Annotated in this window: 19 protein-coding genes; 6 read left to right on the top strand and 13 right to left on the bottom strand. The window is 73.4% G+C overall.

Annotated elements, in window-relative coordinates:
• Positions 1-32: 32 nt before the first annotated feature.
• Positions 33-692, top strand: coding sequence for a SatD family protein (locus tag B5M43_RS10040; protein ID WP_134745210.1), 660 nt, complete (start codon positions 33-35; stop codon positions 690-692).
• Positions 693-698: 6 nt separating this feature from the next.
• On the opposite strand, the gene cofD is transcribed toward B5M43_RS10040, so the two are convergent.
• The 4 genes from cofD to B5M43_RS10020 form a co-directional block, all read right to left on the bottom strand.
• A complete protein-coding gene (cofD, locus tag B5M43_RS10035; RefSeq protein WP_134745209.1) occupies positions 699-1,667 on the bottom strand; it encodes a 2-phospho-L-lactate transferase in 969 nt (322 codons plus the stop codon).
• Between the two features lie 35 nt (positions 1,668-1,702).
• Positions 1,703-2,773 (bottom strand): GNAT family N-acetyltransferase, encoded by a 1,071-nt coding sequence (locus B5M43_RS10030; RefSeq protein WP_134745208.1) that lies wholly within the window; start codon positions 2,771-2,773, stop codon positions 1,703-1,705.
• Positions 2,773-3,870, bottom strand: a complete 1,098-nt coding sequence (locus tag B5M43_RS10025; protein WP_134745207.1) for a GNAT family N-acetyltransferase — start codon at positions 3,868-3,870, stop codon at positions 2,773-2,775. Before B5M43_RS10025 ends, B5M43_RS10030 begins: the two co-directional genes overlap by 1 nt.
• 71 nt (positions 3,871-3,941) lie before the next feature.
• Positions 3,942-4,280 (bottom strand): hypothetical protein, encoded by a 339-nt coding sequence (locus B5M43_RS10020; RefSeq protein WP_055991025.1) that lies wholly within the window; start codon positions 4,278-4,280, stop codon positions 3,942-3,944.
• A gap of 548 nt (positions 4,281-4,828) precedes the next feature.
• Between B5M43_RS10020 and smc the strand changes: the two genes are divergently transcribed.
• The gene (smc, locus tag B5M43_RS10015) at positions 4,829-8,386 is read left to right on the top strand and encodes a chromosome segregation protein SMC (RefSeq protein ID WP_134745206.1); all 3,558 of its coding nucleotides are present in this window, start codon (positions 4,829-4,831) and stop codon (positions 8,384-8,386) included.
• A complete protein-coding gene (locus B5M43_RS10010) occupies positions 8,383-9,528 on the top strand; it encodes a class I SAM-dependent methyltransferase (protein WP_134745205.1) in 1,146 nt (381 codons plus the stop codon). The genes smc and B5M43_RS10010 overlap by 4 nt, the downstream gene beginning before the upstream one ends.
• Before the next feature lie 7 nt (positions 9,529-9,535).
• On the opposite strand, the gene glgA is transcribed toward B5M43_RS10010, so the two are convergent.
• The gene (glgA, locus tag B5M43_RS10005; protein WP_134745204.1) at positions 9,536-10,738 is read right to left on the bottom strand and encodes a glycogen synthase; all 1,203 of its coding nucleotides are present in this window, start codon (positions 10,736-10,738) and stop codon (positions 9,536-9,538) included.
• A 142-nt stretch (positions 10,739-10,880) separates the two neighbouring features.
• On the opposite strand from glgA, the gene glgC reads away from it, so the two are divergent.
• The 3 genes from glgC (at position 10,881) to B5M43_RS09990 (ending at position 13,649) form a co-directional block, all read left to right on the top strand.
• Positions 10,881-12,128 carry a glucose-1-phosphate adenylyltransferase gene (glgC, locus tag B5M43_RS10000; protein ID WP_055991037.1) on the top strand — a complete coding sequence of 416 codons (1,248 nt, stop codon included), beginning with the start codon at positions 10,881-10,883 and terminating at the stop codon, positions 12,126-12,128.
• A 30-nt stretch (positions 12,129-12,158) separates the two neighbouring features.
• Positions 12,159-13,040 (top strand): signal recognition particle-docking protein FtsY, encoded by an 882-nt coding sequence (gene ftsY / locus B5M43_RS09995; RefSeq protein ID WP_055991040.1) that lies wholly within the window; start codon positions 12,159-12,161, stop codon positions 13,038-13,040.
• Between the two features lie 108 nt (positions 13,041-13,148).
• The gene (locus B5M43_RS09990; protein WP_055991043.1) at positions 13,149-13,649 is read left to right on the top strand and encodes a DUF2004 domain-containing protein; all 501 of its coding nucleotides are present in this window, start codon (positions 13,149-13,151) and stop codon (positions 13,647-13,649) included.
• A 3-nt stretch (positions 13,650-13,652) separates the two neighbouring features.
• Here B5M43_RS09990 and B5M43_RS09985 read toward each other — a convergent pair whose 3' ends face one another.
• The 8 genes from B5M43_RS09985 to paaD all read right to left on the bottom strand — a co-directional run bounded on the left by B5M43_RS09985 (position 13,653) and on the right by paaD (position 21,667).
• Positions 13,653-15,167 carry an ABC transporter ATP-binding protein gene (locus B5M43_RS09985; protein ID WP_134745203.1) on the bottom strand — a complete coding sequence of 505 codons (1,515 nt, stop codon included), beginning with the start codon at positions 15,165-15,167 and terminating at the stop codon, positions 13,653-13,655.
• Entirely contained in the window at positions 15,164-15,994 is an 831-nt protein-coding gene (locus B5M43_RS09980) for an ABC transporter permease (RefSeq protein WP_055991049.1), read from the bottom strand. The genes B5M43_RS09985 and B5M43_RS09980 overlap by 4 nt, the downstream gene beginning before the upstream one ends.
• 5 nt (positions 15,995-15,999) lie before the next feature.
• A complete protein-coding gene (locus B5M43_RS09975) occupies positions 16,000-17,058 on the bottom strand; it encodes an ABC transporter permease (RefSeq protein WP_082543095.1) in 1,059 nt (352 codons plus the stop codon).
• Positions 17,039-18,667, bottom strand: coding sequence for an ABC transporter substrate-binding protein (locus B5M43_RS09970; protein ID WP_134745202.1), 1,629 nt, complete (start codon positions 18,665-18,667; stop codon positions 17,039-17,041). Before B5M43_RS09970 ends, B5M43_RS09975 begins: the two co-directional genes overlap by 20 nt.
• Before the next feature lie 107 nt (positions 18,668-18,774).
• The gene (locus B5M43_RS09965) at positions 18,775-19,221 is read right to left on the bottom strand and encodes a PaaI family thioesterase (RefSeq protein WP_055991055.1); all 447 of its coding nucleotides are present in this window, start codon (positions 19,219-19,221) and stop codon (positions 18,775-18,777) included.
• An 11-nt stretch (positions 19,222-19,232) separates the two neighbouring features.
• Entirely contained in the window at positions 19,233-20,006 is a 774-nt protein-coding gene (locus B5M43_RS09960; protein WP_134745201.1) for an enoyl-CoA hydratase/isomerase family protein, read from the bottom strand.
• A gap of 24 nt (positions 20,007-20,030) precedes the next feature.
• Positions 20,031-21,143 carry a 1,2-phenylacetyl-CoA epoxidase subunit PaaE gene (gene paaE / locus B5M43_RS09955; RefSeq protein ID WP_055991061.1) on the bottom strand — a complete coding sequence of 371 codons (1,113 nt, stop codon included), beginning with the start codon at positions 21,141-21,143 and terminating at the stop codon, positions 20,031-20,033.
• Positions 21,143-21,667 carry a 1,2-phenylacetyl-CoA epoxidase subunit PaaD gene (paaD, locus tag B5M43_RS09950; protein WP_134745226.1) on the bottom strand — a complete coding sequence of 175 codons (525 nt, stop codon included), beginning with the start codon at positions 21,665-21,667 and terminating at the stop codon, positions 21,143-21,145. Before paaD ends, paaE begins: the two co-directional genes overlap by 1 nt.
• Positions 21,668-21,680: the final 13 nt, after the last annotated feature.

The following is a 21,680-nucleotide window of genomic DNA, read 5'->3' as shown; positions in this document are numbered from 1 at the left end:
TGTGGTTTCGATATCAGTGATACGGTGAAGGCATGGTCGTAGCCGTCATCGCAGACATCGTGGCCTCGCGGGAGGCCCCCGACCGCGACGTGCTGCAGCGCGAGATCGAGTCCGCGGCTCTCGCGATCGAGGAGGCGCGCCCGCGCGCGGTGCAGCGCTGGTGGCCCACGGTCGCCGACGAGTTCCAGGCCGTGTACGGCACCGTCGAGGACGCCCTGGTCGCGACGCTGTACCTGCAGCTCGCGCTGCCCGAGGGCGTCGCGTGCCGCTTCGGGCTCGGCCTCGGCGACATCAAGCCGGTCGAGTCGATGCTCGCCGACGCGATCCAGGACGGACCCGGATGGTGGGCCGCGCGCGAGGCCGTCGAGCGCGCGGAGGCGCTCGAGCGCGGCAGGCTGCCCGGCACGCGCTCGCGCTTCGTGGTGCATGAGACCCAGTCGGCCGAGGCGCGCGCCCAGGAGGCCGTGGTCAACGCCTACCTGGTGCTGCGCGACCAGGTCGTGGCCGACATGAGCCCGCGCGCCCGGCGCGTGGCGTTCGAGAGCTGGCGCGGGCAGCAGCAGAAGGACATCGCGGCGCGCGAGGGGATCACGCAGGCCGCGGTGTCGCAGTCGATCAACAAGCCGCTCGTCCGGGCCCTGCGCCTCGGCGCAACCGAGCTGGGCGAGGCGGGCGGCCGGCCGAAGGGCTGACCCGGGTCAGCGCGGCGCGAGCGCGAGCGCCACGCCGTCCGCCGCGAGGCGGGCCGACGTGTCGGCGTCGCGCATCCACAGCGGCACCGCGCGCGTGCGGATGCCGATCCGCTCGAGCGGCTCGACCGCGCCGGCATCCGCCTCGTCGACGAGCCAGCCGTCGAGCAGCCCGCCCGACGCCCTCGCGCCGTAGTGCTCGGCGACGGCCTCGGCCGAGGTCTCCACGCCGATCGCGGCCAGGCACGCGTCGGCCATCCCGCGCACCACGGCGCCCGAGATGATCCCCGACACCCCGACGATCGGCGCATCCGCGACCGCGAGCGCCTCGCGCATCTCCGGCACGGCGAGCACCGGGCCCACCGACACGACGGGGTTCGACGGCGCGATCAGGATGACATCGGCCCCAGAGATCGCCTCCAGCGCGCCATCGGAGGGGACGGCCCGCTCGATGCCGCGCTGCACGAAGCCGGTCGCGGGCAGGGCCGCGCGGTGCCGCACCCACCACTCCTGGAAGTGGATCGGCTCCCGGTCGGCCAGCAGCACGTGGGTGTCGATCTCGCTGTCGGTCGCGGGATGCATCGTCACGCCGAGGTCCCACCGGGAGCCGAGCCGCCGGTAGACCTCCGACACCGTGAGGCCCTCGCGCAGCCAGGCCGTGCGCGCGATGTGCGTGCCGAGGTCCAGGTCGCCGAGCGTGAACCACTCCGGCGCCGTGCCCCAGGCCGCCAGCTCGGCCGAGACGCGCTCGGTCTCGCCCGCGCGGCCCCAGCCCCGCTCGGCGTCGTTCACGCCGGCCAGCGCGTACAGCAGGCTGTCGTGGTCGGGGGCGATCCGCAGCCCCGACACCCACCAGTCGTCCGCGGTGTTGACGACCACGTCGATCCGGTCCTCGCCGCCGGTCCGCCGCACGTGCTCGCGCAGCCCCCTGACGAACCGGGCGCAGCCGACGCCGCCGCCGATCACGGTGAATCTCATGTCACCAGTCAACCAGCGGCGGCGCCGGCCGGGAGCTACGCGAGCTTCTTCTCCCACGCGCCCGCGTACGACGCCGGAACGAAGCCCACGGCCTCGTTCACGTCGAGCATGTACCGGTTCTCCTCGGCATTGAACGTCGAGACGCACGGCGACTCGGGCACGATCTCGTGCCAGCGCCTCAGCCCGACGCACTTGACGATCGCGCCGAGCCGGCGACCGCGGTGCTCCGGCATCACGAGCGTGCCCCACTGGGAGGTCGGGCGGGTGCGATCCGGCCCGATCTGCAGCTCGTTGAAAGCCGCGACCTCGCCCGTCGGCTCGTGGATGACCAGGGTCACGCCCATGAGCGTCCCCGCCTCGGCGAACCGTCCGTCGCGCTCGAACACGCGCTCCGCGTCCCAGACCGACTGCTCGGCCGACAGCTCGCCGACGGGGACGTCGGAGCTCATCCGCGCGATCGCGGCGGCGTAGCCGGCGGCGTACTCGGGTGGGGTGGCCCCCGACCACCAGACCGCGCGGTAGTCCGGTCCGGCCTTGGCGAGCGCCTGCTCGAGCAGCCGGTCGACCGCGTCGTAGGAGCCCTGCAGGTCGAACACGCTGTTGCGCTCGACCTGCCCCAGCGCGTAGCCGTTGCGCACCATGCGCCGGTACCCGGCGTCGAGGGGAATCCATCCGGCTCCCGTCGGCGGGATCACGCGGTCCTCGACGGGCTCCGCGCGGTGGATGGTCCACGACTGCAGGATGCGGCGGCCCGACTCGCGCGCCATGCGCTCGAGCTCGGCGAACAGCGCGTCGGCGACGGGACCGTCGTCGTGCTCCGCGGCGAGCGACACGTCGATCTCGGCCGACTCCTGGGTGGTCTTGTCGAGCTCCAGGTAGGCCATGCCGGCCGGCTCGCCGTCCACCCGCGCGGCGATCACCCGCGTCGCGCGGTACGGCGTCTCGCGCCACCGGACGATCAGCTCCCGCGGATCGTCGTCGTGCAGGTCGGTTCCGGACTCGCGTCGCCACGCCTGGTTCGACAGCTCCGCGAGGGCGACGAACTCCGCCGCCTCCGGGGCGTCGAGCGTCTCGGGCACGGCGACCGGCTCGATCCGGATGTCCATCACAGTTCCTTCTTCCACTCGCCCGACGCGGCCGCGGGAGCGAACCCGACGGCCTCGTTCACGTCGAGCATGAACCTGTTCTCCTCGGCGTTGAACGTCATGACCCGCGGCGAGGTCGGCACGAGCTCGTGCCAGCGGATCAGGCCGAGGCACTTCACGATCGTGCCGAGGCGGTGCCCGCGGTGCTCCGGCAGCACGAGCGTTCCGTAGTTCTGCGTCGGGCGCGAGCGGTCACGTCCGATCACGAGCTCGTTGAACGCGGCGACGGCGCCGGTCGGCTCGTGGACGACCGCCGCGACCGCCATGAGCTGGCCGGCGTCGGCCTTGAGCCGCTCGCGGTAGCGGATGCGCTCCGCGTCCCAGGCCTCGGGCTCCCAGTCGAGCTCTCCGCTCGGCACGTCCGTGGCCATCCTGCCCACGGCGTAGGCGTAGCCGTCCACGAGCTCGTCGGCGGCCGGCGACGGCCACCACACCGGGCGGTACTCGGGCCCGGCCGCGGCCAGCGCGGTCTCGAGCATCCGCTCGGCGCGCGTCAGCGATGCCGCGAACTCGAACGTGCTGACGCGCTCGACCTGACCCAGCGTGTACCCGTGCCGAAGCAGGCGCCGCGTGCTGTCCGCCTCGAGCGGGACGGAGCCGATGCCCGCCGGCGACGGGAGGCGTTCGCCCGGCACGTCGATCGTGGTGAGGTTCCAGGTGTACAGCACCGAGCGGCCGGCGTCGCGCGCGAGGCGCTCGGCCTCCTCGATCAGCGCGTCCTCGATGCCCGCGCCGCGGGCGTCGGGCGCGACGTGGAAGCCCGCGTTCGCGGAGCGCTCGCCGTCGAGCGGGACGTCGAGCTCGAGGACGCCGACCACGCGGTCCTCGAGCCGCGCCAGGCGGACCCGGCGGTCGACGTACCGGGTGGCGCGCAGGCCGGCGAGCCACTCCGCGGGCTCGGCGTCGAACAGCGTCGTGCCGGTGTCGTGCCGCAGGGCGTCGGTCATGACGCGCGCCGCGGCGAGGAGGTCGGCGGCCTCGGGGGCGTCGACCGAGGAGGGGAGCCGGAGCGCGTCGATGCGCAGGCCGGCGAGAAGGGATCCCGTCGTGGGGGACATGGTGGAGCTTTCCTTCCGGATGGAGGTTCGGCCGGGCGGGGGATCGCCCCGCCCGGCCGGGGTGGGGTTCGTCAGCGGCCGAACTGGCCGGTGTAGGCGATCAGGCCGCTGGCGGCGCGGGCCCGTTCGAGGGCCGCGCGGTGTTCGCGGATCGCGCGCTCGGCGAGGGCCTCGCGCAGGTCGCGGCGTTCGATCGTCTCGGCGTCGCGCGGCTCGGGGCGGGTGCCCCACAGCAGCAGCTTGAGACCGATCCACATGGCCACCCGGTCGGGAAGCGCGGTGCGTGCAGAGCGGTTCTGCAGCGCCTGCGCGGCCTGTTGGGGAGGCCCCGGCGGATGCGACGTGCGCGCCGCGAGGCTCTCGGCCTCGTGGCGGTTGTCGCGGCGACCGGTGATGAGCGTGTTCGACATGGTGTTCTCCTCAGGAGCGCCCCGGACAGGGGCGGATGGACGTCCCCACGGCTCGGGGGACGGGGATTGCGGCGACCCTCGCGGAGAAGCGGGATCGCGGAAGGCGCGGACCGCGGAGGCCGGGTCAGGCGCGGAGCCGACGGAGTCGGCGCGGGGACCATTCGGCGCGGGCGGTCATGACGACCGGCGGAGGCGCGGCGGAGGTCCGGAGGCGGGGCCGGGTCGCCCGGGGTGGGCGACGGCGGACGTCAGCCGAGGATGCGCGCGGCGCGGTGCGCCGCATCGAGCGCGCGGATGGGGCCGGACGCCTTTCCGGTGAACCGGGTCACTGGTGCAGTGATCATGAACATGACGCCCTCCTCTCGATCTCGCGGGCTTGCGGAGAATGACGCTATAGCGGCGCGGACGTCGTCGTCAAGCGGATTCTCAGATTCGATGCGAACCGCGTGCGCGCTGCGCGGTGCGGCGAGGCCCGTCCGGTAGCGTGAATCCCGGCGATTTCCAGGGATCGCGGCCCCGTGCGGGCACCGGAATCGAGAGGACCGCGGATGCACCTGAAGAGCGTGACGCTCAAGGGCTTCAAGTCGTTCGCGCAGCCCACCACGTTCGCGCTCGAGCCGGGTGTGACCGCGATCGTGGGGCCCAACGGATCCGGCAAGTCCAACGTCGTCGACGCGCTCGCGTGGGTGATGGGCGAGCAGGGCGCCAAGACCCTGCGCGGCGGCAAGATGGAGGACGTCATCTTCGCCGGCACGGCGACGCGCGGGCCGCTCGGCCGCGCCGAGGTGCAGCTCACGATCGACAACTCGGACGGCGCCCTGCCGATCGAGTACAGCGAGGTGACGATCAGCCGCACGCTGTTCCGCAACGGCTCGAGCGAGTACGCGATCAACGGCGAGTCCTGCCGCCTGCTCGACGTCCAGGAGCTCCTGAGCGATTCGGGTCTGGGGCGCGAGATGCACGTGATCGTCGGCCAGGGCCGCCTCGACGCGGTCCTGCAGGCGACCCCCGAGGACCGGCGCGGGTTCATCGAGGAGGCCGCGGGCATCCTGAAGCACCGCCGCCGCAAGGAGAAGACCCTCCGCAAGCTCGAGGCGATGGAGCAGAACCTGACGCGCCTGAGCGACCTGGCGGGGGAGATCCGCCGGCAGCTCAAGCCCCTCGGCAAGCAGGCCGAGATCGCGCGCGAGGCGCAGACCATCGCGGCGATCGTGCGCGACGCCAAGGCGCGCCTGCTGGCCGACGAGGTCGTTCAGCTGCGCGCCGCGCTCGCGGACCACGCGCGCAGCGAGCAGGAGCGCCACACCGAGCGCCTGGTGCTGCAGGAGCAGGCCGACGGCGTGCGCGCCCGCATCGCCCAGCTCGAGCGCGAGCAGAACGCCGAGGCGGTCGACGAGGCCCGGCGCGTGGCGTTCGCGCTCGAGCAGGTGCAGGAGCGGCTGCGCGGCCTGTACACGCTGGCCAACCAGCGCCTGGCGCTGCTCGGCGCTGACGAGGACCCGAGCACGGTGGCCGTCACGGTCACGCAGGCCGCGATCGACGAGGCGCGTGCGGAGATCACGCAGATCTCCGACGGTCTGGGCGATGCGCAGGACGCCGTCCAGGAGGCCGCGCGCGCCGTGATGCGCGCGCGGGCCGAGCTCGACGCGCTCGACGCCGACATCGCCGAGCAGAGCGCGCTCGTGTCGGAGCACGACATGCGGCTGACCGCCCTGCGCGGCTCGGCGGAGGCGGCCCAGTCGGCTCTGGCAGCCGTCCGCGGCGCGGTGCTGCGTCAGCAGAACGCGCTCGACGCGGCCGACCAGCGCCGGATCGAGGCGGCCGAGGCGCTCGAGCAGATCGACCCCGCCGTGGTGTCCGAGGGCACCGCCGCCGAGCACCAGGCGGCGTACGAGGCCGCGCAGCGCGAGACCGCCGACGCCGAGGCCGAGCTGGAGCGGATCCGCGAGGCCCACCGCACGGCCGAGCGCGAGGCCGACGCCCTGACGGCGAAGGTTGCGGCGCTGTCGAGCGCGCTCGACGTCCAGAACGGCGCGGCGGCGCTCGTGGCGCGCGGGGGCGAGGGCGTGCGCGGGCTCGTGGGCGACGCGGTGCACGTCGACGCGGGCTACGAGGCCGCCGTCGCGGCGGTGCTCGGCCCCCTCGCCGAGGGCGTGCTCGTGGACTCGCGCGCCGCGGCGTACGCCGTCGCCGAGGGCGCCGCGGAGTTCGGCGTGCTCGACATCGTGATCGCCGAGGCGGACGTCGACGTCGCCGCGCTTCCGTCGGTCGCAGGCGTCGTCCGGGCGCGCGACGTCGTGCGCGCGCCCGAGGGCGTGCTGCGCATCCTGGACCACGTGGCCATCGCGGACGACCTCGCAGCGGCCCGCGCCGCGTTCGACGCCGCGGGCGCGGACGTCGGCGGCCGGCTCGTCGTGGTGACCCGTGCGGGCGAGGTGTGCACGGCGCAGACACTGCGCGCGGGCACGGGGGAGCGATCGCGGCTCGAGCTGCAGGCGGAGCGCGACGCGGCCGCCGCGCGGCTTGACGAGGTCCGCGTGCAGGTCGAGGCCCTGACCGTCGAGCGCAGCGAGGCGAACGAGCGCCTGCAGACCGCGCGCCGCGTCGGCAAGGAGGCGCTGCAGGCGCTGCGCGAGCACGATGCGCAGCTCGCGCAGCACGCCGAGCAGCTCAACCGCGCCACGGTGCGCCACGAGTCGGCCGTCGCGGAGTGCGAGCGGCTCGAGGCGGGACTCGCCCAGGCGCAGGGGGCGGTCGCCGACGCCGAGACCAAGGCCAAGGCCGCCGCGGACGAGCTCAACCGGGCGCTCGAGAAGCCCCGCCCCATCCTCGACGCCTCGGCGCGCGACGGGTATCTCGCGGCCCTCGACGCGGCCCGCGAGGAGGAGATGCGCGCGCGCCTGGAGGTCGAGACGCTCCGCGAGCGCGTCCGGGCCGCCGAGGCGCGCGCGGCGAGTCTGGAGCGCCAGCGCGAGCGGGAGCGCGAGGCGGCCGCTCAGGCGGCCCGCCGTGCCGTGATCCGCCGCGCCCAGCGCGAGATCGCGGAGGGCGTCGCGGCCGAGCTGCCGCACCTGCTGGACTCCGTGGACCGGTCGGTCGCGGAGGCCCGCCTGGCGCTGGCCGAGGCCGAGAGCGCGCGCAGCGCGGTGTCGAGCGAGCTGCGCGAGCTGCGCGGCCAGGAGGCGGCCCTGCGCGAGCGCCTCACCGGGCTGACCGAGAGCGTGCACGGCCTCGAGCTCCAGATCCACGAGAAGAAGCTGCACATCACGAGCCTGCTCGAGCGCGTGTCGAGCGAGCTGGGCCTCAACGAGGACGTGCTGGTCTCGGAATACGGTCCGGACCAGCCGGTTCCCCGCGATGTTGCCGACATCGGCACGCCGGACGACGCGCACGCCGAGAGCGCGGAACATGCCGCGGACGACATGCCCGCCACGCTGCCGTACGACCGGCGCATGCAGGAGCGCCGCCTCCGCGACGCGGAGCGCAAGCTCGCGCAGCTGGGGCGGGTGAACCCGCTGGCGCTCGAGGAGTTCGCCGCGCTGGAGCAGCGGCACAGGTTCCTCACGGAGCAGCTGGACGACCTCCTGCAGACCCGCAAGGACCTGATGACGATCATCGCGGACCTGGACGAGCGCATGCAGGTGATCTTCGAGGCCGCGTTCGAGGACACGAAGACCGCGTTCGCCGAGGTCTTCCCGATCCTGTTCCCCGGCGGCACGGGATCCATCGCGCTCACCGACCCCGAGAACATGCTCACGACGGGCATCGAGGTCTCGGTGCGGCCGGTGGGCAAGAAGATCGAGCGGCTCTCCCTGCTGTCCGGAGGCGAGCGGTCGCTCGCCGCTGTGGCGTTCCTCACCGCGATCTTCAAGGCGCGGCCCAGCCCGTTCTACATCCTGGACGAGGTCGAGGCGGCGCTTGACGACGCCAACCTCGGGCGCCTGCTGGGCGTGTTCGAGCAGCTGCGCGAGTCCAGTCAGCTGATCGTGATCACGCACCAGAAGCGCACGATGGAGATCGCGGACGCGCTCTACGGCGTCTCGATGCGCCAGGACGGCGTCTCGGCCGTCGTCGGCCAGCGGATCTCCGAGCGCGCGGCCTCGTGAGCGCCGCGCCCGCGCCCGATCGACTCGAGGCGTTCGACCGGCTCGCGCCGCGCCTGCGCCGGCGCCCCGACGTCGAGGCGCACGATCTCGTGGCCGCCGACGCGAGCGACCGGCTCATCCTGAGCGAGGCGGGCGATCTCGGCGACGAGGTCGTGGTGATCGGCGACCGATACGGCGCGATCACGCTCTCGCTGCTGGCCACCCAGCCGGACATCCGGATCCGCGTGCATCAGGATGCGATCACGGGGGAGCGGGCCCTGCGGCTCAACGCCGAGGAGCTCGGGCTCCCGCTCGATCGGGTCGCCTGGCAAGACCTCGGCCCGGAGCTGGCGGAGGGAGCCGCGACCGTGCTCATGCAGCTGCCGCGCTCTCTGGACGCGCTCGACGAGATCGCCCAGGTCGTCGCGGCGTCCGCGGCGCCCGGTGCCCGCCTCGTCGCGGGCGGGCGCGTCAAGCACATGACGCTCGCGATGAACGACGTGCTCGCGCGCCACTTCGAGGAGGTGACCGCCAGCCGGGCGGCGAGTAAGTCGCGCGTGCTGCACGCGTCGGGTCCGATCCCGACGGAGCCGTCATGGCCCCGGCGTCAGGAGCACTCCGATCCGCGCATCACGGTCTGCGCGCACGGCGCCGCGTTCGCCGGGACGTCGATCGACATCGGCACGCGCTTCCTGCTGCGGTTCCTGCCGGACATGCGGGAGGCGGCCTCGGCGATCGACCTCGCGTGCGGCACCGGCGTCCTGGCGACCATGCTGGCGCGCGAGCGGCCCGGCATCCGGGTCGTCGCGACGGACCAGTCCGCCGCCGCAGTCGCCTCCGCCCGCGCCACCGCAGCGGCGAACGCCGTCGCCGACCGCGTCGACGTCGTGCGCGACGACGGGCTCGGATCGCAGCCCGGTGCGTCGGCCGACCTCATCCTGCTCAACCCGCCGTTCCATTCCGGCGCCGCGGTCACCGACGCGATCGCCCCGCGGCTGCTCGCCGACGCGGCGCGCGTGCTGCGCCCCGGCGGGGAGCTCTGGTGCGTGTACAACTCGCACCTCGGCTACCGCCCGATCCTCGAGCGCCTCGTCGGCCCGACCCGTCAGGCCGGCCGCAACCCGAAGTTCACGGTGACCGCGAGCGTGCGTCGCGCGGACTGAGCGCGCGTCAGCGGCCGAGGACCTCGGAGTAGAGCTCGATGGTGCGGTCCGCGATCGACAGCCACGAGAACTCGCGCTCGGCCCGCTCGCGGCCGGCCTCGCCCAGCGCGCGGGCGCGGTCGGGGTCCGAGACCATGTCGGTCAGGGCCGCGGCGAGATCCGCGACGAAGCGGTCCGGGTCGGTCGGGGTGCCGGTGCCGTCGTCCAGCTGGTCGATCGGCACGATCGTGCCCGTGACGCCGTCGGCCACGACCTCGGGGATGCCGCCGGTGCGGGTCCCGACGACCGGGGCGCCGCACGCCATGGCCTCGAGGTTCACGATGCCGAGCGGCTCGTACACGGAGGGACACGCGAACGTCGTCGCGGCGCTCAGCAGGGCGCACAGCTCGGGGCGCGGCAGGTGGCGGTCGATCCACACGACGCCGGAGCGCTCCTGGCGCAGCTCGGCGACCAGGCCCTCGACCTCCGCCATGATCTCGGGGGTGTCCGGGGCGCCGGCGCACAGCACCAGCTGCACCTCGGGCGGCAGCAGGCGCGCCGCGCGCAGCAGGTACGGCAGGCCCTTCTGGCGCGTGATGCGACCGACGAACACGACGGACGGGCGATCCGGGTCGACCCCCAGCGCACGGACCGTTTCGGGGTCGTCGACGCGCTGCCAGGCGCTGAGGTCGATGCCGTTGTAGACGACCTTGACGCGGTCCGGCTCGAGGTCCGGGTAGACGCGCAGCAGGTCGCGCCGCATGCCCTCGCTCACGGCGACGACCGCGTCCGCCTGCGTCAGCGCGTCCCGCTCGATCCAGCTCGACAGGCGGTAGCCGCCTCCGAGCTGCTCGGCCTTCCACGGACGCAGGGGCTCGAGGCTGTGCGCCGTGGCGATGTGCGGGATGCCGTGCAGCATCTTCGCGACGTGGCCCGCGAAGTTCGCGTACCAGGTGTGCGAGTGCACCAGGTCGGCGCCCGCCGCATCCGAGGCGATCTCGAGGTCGACGCCCATGGTCTGGAGCGCGCCGTTGGCCGACGCGAGTCCCGACGGGATGCCGTACGCGAACGTGCCCGGCTCGTCGCGGGCAGCGCCGAAGCACCGCACCAGGACCTCCAGGTCGACGCCCGGCCGCGGCAGGCGCAGCGCCTTCGCGAGCTCGGCGACGTGGACGCCCGCGCCTCCGTAGATCTCCGGCGGGTACTCGCGGGTGAGCAGATCGACGCGCATGCAGTCACCGTACTGCGTCGCGGCCCTCCGCGACGCCCCATGACAATCGGATCCTTCGAGTGATCGGCTAAGTCGCACTCCCGCTGGGGGCGCATACGACAGTAGTGTCGGGCTCGAGGTCCGACGAAGGGCAGGTGACCGCATGGCGGCGACGAAGAAGGTTCTCGGTATCGTCCTGGCAGGCGGTGAGGGCAAGCGATTGATGCCCTTGACGCTGGACCGGGCGAAACCGGCAGTGCCGTTCGGTGGGCACTACCGCCTGATCGACTTCGCGCTGTCGAACCTGATGAACTCCGGTCTGCGCCAGGTCGTCGTGCTGACCCAGTACAAGTCCCACAGCCTCGACCGGCACATCTCGACGCTGTGGCGCCTGAACGGTCTGTTCAACTCGTACGTCACGTCGGTGCCGGCGCAGCAGCGCCTCGGCAAGCGCTGGTACCTCGGCTCGGCCGACGCGATCCTGCAGAGCCTCAACCTCGTCTACGACGAGAAGCCGGACTACATCGTCGTGGTCGGCGCCGACCACGTGTACCGCATGGACTTCGAGCAGATGATCGAGGCGCACATCGCCTCGGGCGCGGAGTGCACCGTGGCGGCCATCCGGCAGCCGATCTCGCTCGCCAACCAGTTCGGCGTGATCGACGTCGACCCCGAGAAGCCGGACAGCATCCGCGAGTTCCTCGAGAAGCCCGAGCACCCGCAGGGCCTTCCCGACTCGCCCGGGGAGGTCCTCGCATCGATGGGCAACTACGTCTTCACGGCGGATGCGCTGGTGGACGCGGTGCTCGCGGACGGCGAGCGCGCCGACTCGAAGCACGACATGGGCGGCGACATCGTGCCCTACTTCGTGGAGCGCGGCGCGGCCGGGGTCTACGACATGAAGCACAACGACGTGCCGGGCAGCACGGCGCGCGACCGGTACTACTGGCGCGACGTGGGGACGATCGACTCGTACTTCGACGCGCACCAGGACCTGATCTCGGTGCTGCCGGTGTTCAACCTGTACAACGACGAGTGGCCGATCTTCAGCCGGCAGGACAACATGCCTCCCGCGAAGTTCACGCGCGACGCGCGCGGCACGCTCAGCACGGTCATCGACTCGATCGTGTCGCTCGGATCCGTGATCTCGGGCGCGCACATCGAGCGCAGCGTGCTGGGAGCGCGGACGGTCGTCGAGTCGGGGGCCATGCTGAGCGACTCCATCGTGTTCGAGCAGTCGCGCATCGCGGCCGGGGCCACCGTGCGCCGCGCGATCGTCGACAAGAGCGCGATCGTGGAGTCCGGGGCGACCGTGGGCGTCGACCCCGAGCTGGACCGCTCGCGCGGCTTCACGGTCACCGACAGCGGCATCACGGTCGTCGGCAAGGGCGTGCGCGTCACGCGCGACTGAGCCCCGCGCGCATCCGCATAGGCTGGACCCATGGCGGAGAAGTGGTCCCTGGGTCGTGCCCTGCGCGGCGTGTTCGTGCGTCCGACAATCGACGAGGACACCTGGGACGGGCTCGAGACCGCCCTCATCCAGGCGGACTTCGGCCCGGACATCACGGAGCGCGTCGTCGAGCAGCTGCGCGCGGACGTCGAGCGATACCGCACGACGGACCCGCGCGACCTGAACCGCATGCTCCAGGAGACGCTCGAGGAGCGCTTCGCGAAGTACGACACGACCCTGAAGCTCACCGAGCGACCGGCCGTGGTGCTCGTGGTGGGCGTCAACGGCGTCGGCAAGACCACGACGATCGGCAAGTTCGCGCACTTCCTGCGCCGCTACGGGCGCTCGGTCGTGGTCGGGGCCGCCGACACGTTCCGCGCCGCCGCCGTCGACCAGCTGGCGACGTGGGCCGAGCGCGGGGGCGCCGCCATCGTCCGCCCGGAGCGCGAGGGCCAGGATCCGGCGTCCGTCGCGTTCCAGACGATCGACCACGCCAAGCGCACGGGCACCGAGATCGTGCTCGTGGACACGGCCGGGCGCCTGCACACCAAGGGCGGGCTCATGGACGAGCTCACCAAGATCCGCCGGGTGATCGAGAAGCAGGCGCCGATCAGCGAGGTGCTGCTCGTGCTGGACGCCACGACGGGTCAGAACGGCGTGATGCAGGCCGAGGCGTTCCTGCAGCACGCGGGCGTCACGGGCCTTGTGATCTCGAAGCTCGACGGCTCGGCCAAGGGCGGCTTCGTCCTCGCCGTCCAGGAGCGCACGGGCATCCCGGTCAAGCTCGTCGGCCAGGGCGAGGGCATCGGCGATCTCACCGGTTTCACCCCGCATGTGTTCGTCCAGTCGCTGGTCGAGGGCGCCGTCGACTGACGGCGCGGAGCGTCGCGGCGGCCGGCGCGGTCGCGGTGCCGTGAGGCGCGGGACACGCTCGAGATGCGCAACCTACCGCCGCGGCGGTGCGACTGCTTACATAGGTCTATGGCGATCGAACACGACTTCTTCGGTCTTCTGGAGTCCGGTCCCGACGGCTCGATCTTCTGGTCGGAGAACGTCGATCTGGGCGACCAGAACGTGACGGTCGACCTGACCGCGCCCGACCAGGACGACGTGTCCCCGGCCGCCCTCGACGCGGCGGCCGCCATGGTGTCGGCGCTGGAGGAGCTGGATCGCCGCGCCCGCGTCGCGATGCTCGCGGAGGTGGACAACCGCGCGAGCGAGGTGACCGAGTACATCCTGATGCAGCAGGAGACCCTGGGCGACGAGCTCGAGGACTACCTGGTGGACATCAGCGGCGAGCCCGCGGTGGACATCATCCGGTCGCTGCAGCTGATGAGCATGACGATCCTCGCCGACGAGCACGGCGGCGACGACCCGTTCGCGGTGCTCGAGTACGCGCTCGACCCGGATGCGGCCGACGACGTGCTTCTCGTGAACCTGGACTCGGCCGGCTCCGTGCTGTCGGTCACCAGCGCCGACTGACGCCTAGCCGAGCGCGGCGGCCACCAGGTCGCGGGTGAACGCGTGCTGCGGATCGCCGAACACGGACTCGGTGCCGCCCTCCTCGACCACGACGCCGTGCCGCATGACCGCGACGCGGTCGCTCACCCTCCGGACGACCGCGAGGTCGTGCGAGATGAACACGATCGCCAGGCCCTCCGTCCGCTGCAGGTCCAGCAGCAGGTCGAGGATGCCCGACTGCGTCGTGACGTCCAGCGCCGACACCGGCTCGTCGCAGACCAGCACGTCCGGGTCCGCCGCGAGGGCGCGCGCGATCGCGACGCGCTGGCGCTGGCCTCCCGACAGGCTCGCCGGGCGGCGCCGCAGCACCGCGGCGGGGTCGAGTCCGACGCGCTCGAGCAGCGCGGCGGGCGAGGGCGCGGCGCCGCGCCGTGCGAGGCGCAGAATGCGCTCGACCGTGTGCTGCGGATCGAACGAGCCGAGCGGATCCTGCGGCACGAGCCGCATCCGCGCGCCCTCCGCCCGGTGCACCTCGCCGGCGTCGGGGCGCTCGAGGCCCGTGAGGAGCCGCGCCAGGGTCGACTTGCCTGAGCCGGACTCGCCCACGACCCCGAGCACCTCGCCGCGCCGGACGGAGACGTCCACGCGGTCGACCGCCGCGAACGGGCCCGCCGGCCCCGCGTACCGCCGCACCAGGCCCGAGGCCTCGAGTACGGGTCCGTCGGGTGCTGCCGCCGTGGGCTTCGGGCCCGTGGGGGCCGCCGCGAGCAGCGCGCGCGTCGCGGGATGCGCGGGCGCGTGGAGCACCTGTTCCGCGGACCCGTGCTCGACGATGCGCCCGCCGTCGATCACCGCGATCCGGTCGGCGACGCGCGCGACGGCGGACAGGTCGTGCGTGATGAGCAGCAGTCCCGTGCCCTCGTCGCGCAGGCGGCCCAGCAGGCCCAGGACGCGGACGGCGGTCGTCGCGTCCAGGGCCGTGGTCGGCTCGTCGGCGACGATCAGCCGCGCCCCGCCGACCACCGCCGACGCGATCAGCGCGCGCTGGCGCATCCCGCCCGACAGCTGGCCCGGGCGCTGCCGCAGGCGCGCATCGGACTCCACGCGCGCCGGGCCGCCGAGCGGGAGGCCGGCCGCATCGAGCGCGTCCAGCACGCGGGATCGCCGCTCGGCGCGCGGGACGCCGCGGACCGCGAGGGTCTCGCCGACCTCCGCGCCGATCGTGCGCAGCGGGTCCAGGGACTGCAGGGCGTCCTGCAGCACGAGGGACACGTCTGCGCCGCGCAGCGCGCGCCACGCGCGCTCGGGCAGCCGGCGCGCATCGCGCCCCGCGATGTCGAACACGTCGGCGGCGACGCCCGCGCCGTCGCGGCGCGTGAGGCCGAGCAGGGTGCGGGCGAGCACGGACTTGCCCGCACCGGACTCGCCCACGACGGCGAGGCATTCGCCGGGCGCGACCTCCAGGTCGACGCCGCGCAGCACGTCGGCTCCGCCGAGCCGCACGCGCAGCCCGCGGACGCTGAGCAGGGAAGTCGTCATGAGCCCGCCGATCCGGCGCCGGACGCCCGGCGGCCCAGCACGGTCAGGACGGTCGCGGTCGCGACGATCGCGAGGCCGGGCAGCACGGTCATCCACCACGCCGTGCCGATGTACACGCGACCCGCGTTGAGCATGGCGCCCCACTCCGGCGAGGGCGGCAGCGCGCCCAGCCCCAGGAAGCTGAGGGCCGACACCCACACGATCGCCTGGCCGACGCCGAGCGTCGCGGTCGCGACCAGCGGCCACAGCGTGTTGGGGGCGATGTGGCGCGCGAACACCGCGACGGGTCCGACGCCCTCGTGCCGCGCATACGCGACGTAGTCGCTGCGGACCACGCCCCGCACGCGGGCCCGCAGGATGCGCGCGTACCCGGGCGCGGTCGCGGCGCCGATCGCGATGACGGACGCCTGCGTGCCGGGCCCGATGACGGCGACCAGGAGCAGCGCCATCACGAGCGTGGGGAGCGCGAAGAGCACCTCGACGACGCGGGCGATGGCGGCATCCAGCCAGCGCGGGCCCAGGGCGCCCGCGAAGCCGAGCACGAGGCCCGCGCCGATGCCGATCCCGGTGGCGGCCAGGCCGATGCCGGCCGACGCGGCCGCGCCGTGCACCACGCGCGTGAACAGGTCGCGCCCGGACTCGTCGGTGCCGAACGGATGCGTCCACGACGGCGGCGAGAACGCCTCGGCGGGCGCGATCGCGAGCGGATCGCCGGGGGCGAGCACGCCGGGCGCGACGACCGCGAGCAGGATGGCCGCGAGCCCGAGCGCCGCGACGACGCCGCCGGGACCGAGGCGCCGGAGGATCCGCGCGGCATCGGCCGCCATGACGCTCACGATCCCACCGCCAGCTCGGGCGTGCGCATCGCGTGCGGCGCACGGGGCGTGCGCAGCCGCGGATCCACCACGAGCTCGACCGCGTCGACGACCGTGACGACGACCACGTAGAGCAGCGCCACCACCACGACCGCCCCGATCACGAGCGGCACATCGCGCGACATCGCGGCGTCGAGCAGCAGGCGACCGAGGCCGGGGCGCGCGAACAGCGCCTCGACCACGACCGCGCCGCTCAGCAGGTGGCCGAACGCCCAGCCCGACAGGGACAGGGCCGGAAGGCTCGCGTGCCGCAGCGTGTGGTGCAGCAGCACGCGCGGCTCGCTCGCCCCGCGCGACCGCGCGGTGACGGCGAACGGCGACGCGTCGGCCTCCAGCAGGGCGTCGCGGGACACCTGCGCCAGGAAGCCCGCGATCGGGATCGCGAGCGTGACGACGGGGAGGACCAGGCCGGCCGGGCCGGCGCCGGAGCTGGTGGCGGGAAGAATCTGCAGCGACGACGCGAACACCAGGATGAGCACCGCGCCGAGCCAGAACTGCGGCATCACGGTCGCGACCAGCTCGAGCCCCCGCAGCACGCCCACCGCGGCGCGACCGGCCCGGCCCCGCCATCCCGATCCGGCGCCCGCGGTCGCCGCGATCGTCGAACCGGCGACCGCGAGCGCCCACGCGAGCAGCAGCGCGAGGACCGCGAGCAGCAGCGTCCCCGGGAGCTGGGCGCCGATGAGCTCCGCGACCGGCTGGCGGCGGGCATACGAGTCGCCGAGCTGGAACGTCGCGACGCGCCACAGCTGCGCGAGGTACTGCACGACCAGGGGATGGTCGAGGCCGTACGCCGCGCGCGCCTGGGCGACCGCCTCCGGCCCGGCCTGGGAGCCGGGTCCGCCGAGGATCGCCTCGAGCGGGTCGCCGGAGGCGCGCAGCGCGAAGAACACCGCGGTCGCGACGACCCAGATCACCAGCAGCGCGGAGCCGATCCGGCCCAGCAGCCAGCGCAGCCAGGCCGGGAGCCCGCGCGCCAGTCGCGCGGGGAGGGGATCAGCCGACGAGTCGGGCATCGACGAAGGTCGGCGTCGCGACCGTGCCGAGCGTCGTCACGCCCGTCACGCCGCGCGTGAGGAAGTGGTTCTGCTGGTCGTACAGCGGCAGGATCGTGAAGCTCTCCAGGATGCGCTGCTGCGCCTGCGCGTACAGGTCGGCGCGGGCCGCCTCGTCGTGCGTCGCCGAGGCCTGGTCGAGCAGCGCGTCGAGCTCGGGGTCGCTCAGCTGGGCGTGGTTCGCGAAGTAGCCGGACGGCGCGGGCACGATGCCGTCCGAGTGGTACAGCACGCGGAGCACCTCGGGACCCACGCGCGTGTAGGGCGCGCTCACGGCCTCGTACTCGTTCGCGCCGAGCGCGCCGTACCAGGTGGACAGGTCGACGGGGGAGAGCTGCACGTCGAAGCCGACCGCGGCCGTGTTGGCCTGGATCTGCTCGAACAGCGACTGCTCGGCCGCGACGGACTGGTTGGTGCTCACGGGGAAGCGCACCGTGAGGCGCTGCCCGTCCTTCATGCGCGTGCCGTCCGCGTCGCGCTCGGTCCACCCGGCCTCGTCGAGCAGCGCGTTCGCGGCATCCGGGTCGGTGCCGAACAGCGACTCGTCCGAGACGCCCATGGGCTCGGTGCTGCCGAGCGGCGAGTACGAGCGCGTGACGGTGCCGAGGTAGAGCGACTCGATGCCCGGGTTCGGGTCGGCCGCGCGGATGAACGCCTCGCGCACGCGGGCGTCGTCGAACGGCGTCTGGCCGGCGTTGAGCTCGATGCGGTTGACCGAGCCGGGGCGCGGCGCGTCGATGTGCTCGATCTCGTCCCCCTGCTCGGCCGACACGATCGCGTCGGGCTGCGGGTTGTCGATCACGTGGACCTCGCCCGAGGCGAGCGCGGCCTGGCGCGTCGCGGCGTCCGGGATGAAGCGCCACACGATCTCGTCGAGGTAGGCGGGCCCCTCGTGCTCGCCCTGCGGGCCGGGCGAGGCGTAGTCGTCGTTGCGGACCAGGGTGATCTGCTGCTGGGGCACCCACTCCTCGACGATGAACGGGCCCGTGCCGATGGGCGCGGCGCAGTTCTCCTCCATGCCCCGCTCGATGCCGGCGGGCGACTGGATGGCGGTCCACGGCATGCTCAGCGACTCCAGCAGCGCGGAGTCGGGCTCCGAGAGGTGGAAGCGCGCGTGGGTCTCGTCGACGACCTCGACCTCGGCGACCTTAGACACCGCGAGGTAGCCGGTCGACGACGCGGTCTCGGGGTCCTGCAGGTGCTCGATGTTGACCTTGACGGCCTCCGCGTCGAACGGCGTGCCGTCGGTGAAGGTCACATCCTCGCGCAGCGTGAGGTCCCAGGTCAGCCCGTCCTCGGACACCTCCCAGTCCTCGGCGAGCCACGGCGTGATCTCCCCGTCGGCCGTGCGGCCGACGAGCGGCTCGAGGTACTGCGAGCTGATCAGAGCCTGGGGGTAGTTGCCGCCCACGTGCGGGTCCAGGCAGGTCGGCTCCGCGTCGCCGGTGGCGTACACGAGCGTGCCGCCCGTCGCCGGCTCGGCCGCCTCCTGGCCGGCAGGGGAGCAGGCGGTCGCGATCAGGGCGACGGATGCCGACAGGGCGAGCAGGGGCAGGGCGCGACGGAGCATGGGGACCTTCGTGAGGGATCTGCTGTGCGGTCCGAGGATTCCGGACCGCGTCCAAGAATAGTCCCGCGGGGAGGGGCGGGCTCCGGCCCGCAGGACGGCGGTCCGGCTCACGCGCTCGCGTGCGCGGGCATGTCCTTGATGTGGTTCGTGATGCGCACGGTCGAGCAGCGCCGGCCCTCGTCGTCGGTGATCACGATCTCGTGAACCGCGACCGTCCTCCCGAGGTGCAGCGGCGTGCACACCGCGTGCACGTGGCCCGACGTCGCCGATCGGGTGTGCGTCGCGTTGACGTCGACGCCGACCGCGAGGCGGCCGGGGCCCGCGTGCAGGTTGGCCGCGACCGATCCGAGCGACTCGCCCAGCACGACGTACGCGCCGCCGTGGACGAACCCGACCGACTGCCGGTTGCCGAGCACGGGCATGCGCGCCACGGAGCGCTCGACCGTGAGCTCGAGGAACTCGATGCCCATCCGCTCGGCCAGCTCGCCGGGGCCCTGCTGAGCCACGAAGTTGCCGGCGGCGTCGGTCGTCGTCCCGGTGTCGGCGTCGGTCATGTCCGCTCCTCTCATGCCCGGCCGGTGAATGCCGGTCGGCGCTTCTGCTGGAAGGCCGCGAAGCCCTCCCGGTAGTCGTCGGTGTCGCACAGCGCAGCCTGCGCGCGGTTCTCATCCGTCATCGATCGCCAGAATCCCACGCGCTCGTCGCGCAGCGCGGCGATCAGCCGCTTGGATGCGACGAACGCCTGCGTCGGCCCGTCCGCGGCCTTCGCGGCGGCGGCGCGCGCCGCGGCCAGGACGTCGTCGTCGGGCAGCGCCTGTGAGAACAGCCCCAGCGCCACAGCCTCCGCGCCCGTCATGAGGCGACCCGTGTAGATCAGGTCGAGCGTGCGGTGCGCGCCGAGCCGCTCGAAGAACAGCGCGTGCCCGCCGGAGTCGAGCGTCGCGCCGAGGTTGACGAACGGGCTGCCGATCTTCGCCGACTCGGCGACGTAGACGACGTCGCTCGCGATCAGCAGGCCCAGGCCGACGCCGAGGCACGCACCGTGCGCCACCGCGAACGTCGGGGCCGGGAACTCCGCGATGCGTCGCATCACCGGCTCCACCCGGCCCTCGAGGTACCCGAGCACGTCGTCCTCGCGCGGATCCACGCCCGCGATGTCGCGGCCCGCGCAGAACGCCCGGCCCTCGCCGCGCAGCACGAGCGCGCGGACGCCCGCCGCCTCGGCCTCGCTGTACGCGGCGCCGAGCGCGTCGAGGTCTTCGGGGCCCAGCGCGTTGAGCTTCGCGGGCGCGTTCAGCGTGACCTCGGCGACGCCGCCCTCGATCGTCAGGTCGATCATCCGGACTCCTCGGTTCTGCGCCCGTCAGACGTCGTAGTCGACGACGACGCGGTCGGACGTGGGGTGGGACTGACAGGTGAGCACGTAGCCGCGCTCGATCTCGTCGGGCTCGAGCGCGTAGTTCTCGCGCATCGTGACGCTGCCGTCGAGCACGCGGGCCCGGCACGTGCCGCACACGCCGCCCGCGCAGGCGAACGGGACGTCGGGCCGCACGCGCAGCGCCGCGTTGAGGATCGACTCATTGGCGCTCACGGGACTCTCGACCGAGGCCGACGTGCCGTCGAGTGTGAAGTCGATGCGGAACGTCTTCTCGCCCTCCCTCACCTGCACGGGGCGTCCGCGCTCGGGCGGCGCCTGGCCCGGCTCGCCGGTCGTGAAGAGCTCGTACCGAATGTGCTTCGGGTCGACGCCGTGCTCCTCGAGCAGGTCACGGCACAGCTGCACGAGCTCGAACGGCCCGCACAGCGCCCACTCGTCGACCGTGTGCACGGGGATGAGCACGTCCAGGATCGTCCGGAGCTTCGCCTCGTCGAGGCGACCGGAGAGCAGGGGAGCGGTGCGCTGCTCGCGCGAGAGCACGTGGTGCAGGGCCAGCCGGTCGGGGAAGCGGTCCTTCAGATCGGCGAGCTCCTCGACGAACATGACGTCGAGCGACGAGCGGTTCGTGTAGAGCAGCGTGAACCGCCCGGTCGCGCTGTCCTCGAGCACGCGGTGCGCCATCGTGATCACGGGCGTGATGCCCGATCCGGCGGCGATGCCGACGACGTGCCGGCCCTCGAGGTCCGCGAGGTTCGACGTGAAAGTGCCCTGGGGGCTCATGACGTCGAGCTCGTCGCCGGGCCGCAGCTGCTCGTTGGCCCACGGCGAGAAGACGCCGTGGTCATCGCGCTTGACCGCGACCGATACGCGCCCGGGCGCCGGCGGGCGGCAGATCGAGTACGATCGGCGCACCTCGTGCCCGTCGATGGTCGCGCGCAGCGCCAGGTACTGGCCGGGCAGGTAGCGGTACTCGCCCTCGAGCTCGGGCGGCACGGCGAACGTGACCTCGACCGCGGACTCGGTCAGCGGGCGCACGTCCTGGACGCGCAGGCGGTGGAACGTGGCGCGCTTCTTCGCGCCGATGTCGGTGGCGGGCATCAGTGCACCTTGAAGAAGTCGAACGGCTCCTGGCACTCCAGGCACTCGTACAGGGCCTTGCAGGAGGTCGAGCCGTAGCGGGAGACCTCCCGCGTGCGGAGGGAGTGGCATCGCGGGCACTTGACCGCGACCGACACGGGCAGCGGGCCCCGGCGCACGGGCGCGCGGCCGTTGGGCGGGGCGATGCCGTAGCGCTCCAGCTTGACCCGGCCGGCCTCGCTCATCCAGTCCGTGGTCCAGGCCGGCGAGAGCGTGAACGCGACGTCCACGCGGTCGTAGCCCGCCGCCGTGAGCTGCAGGATGACGTCGTCGCGCATCTGCTCGATCGCGGGGCATCCGGAGTACGTCGGCGTGAGCACGACCTGCACCCGATGCCCGTCGGAGTGCACCGAGCGGAGCACGCCGAGGTCCTCGATCGTGAGGACCGGGACCTCGGGGTCGGCCACCTTCGCGGCGATGTCCCAGGCGGCCGCGGATGCGGGGTCCACCGGGCGGACGCCCGTGGCGTCGGACTGCGTGACCACGGCGCTCACCACT

It is taken from the genome of Microbacterium sp. MEC084 (genome assembly GCF_004514465.2).
GTDB lineage: Bacteria > Actinomycetota > Actinomycetes > Actinomycetales > Microbacteriaceae > Microbacterium.
This window is presented reverse-complemented; position numbering and strand designations above follow the sequence as displayed.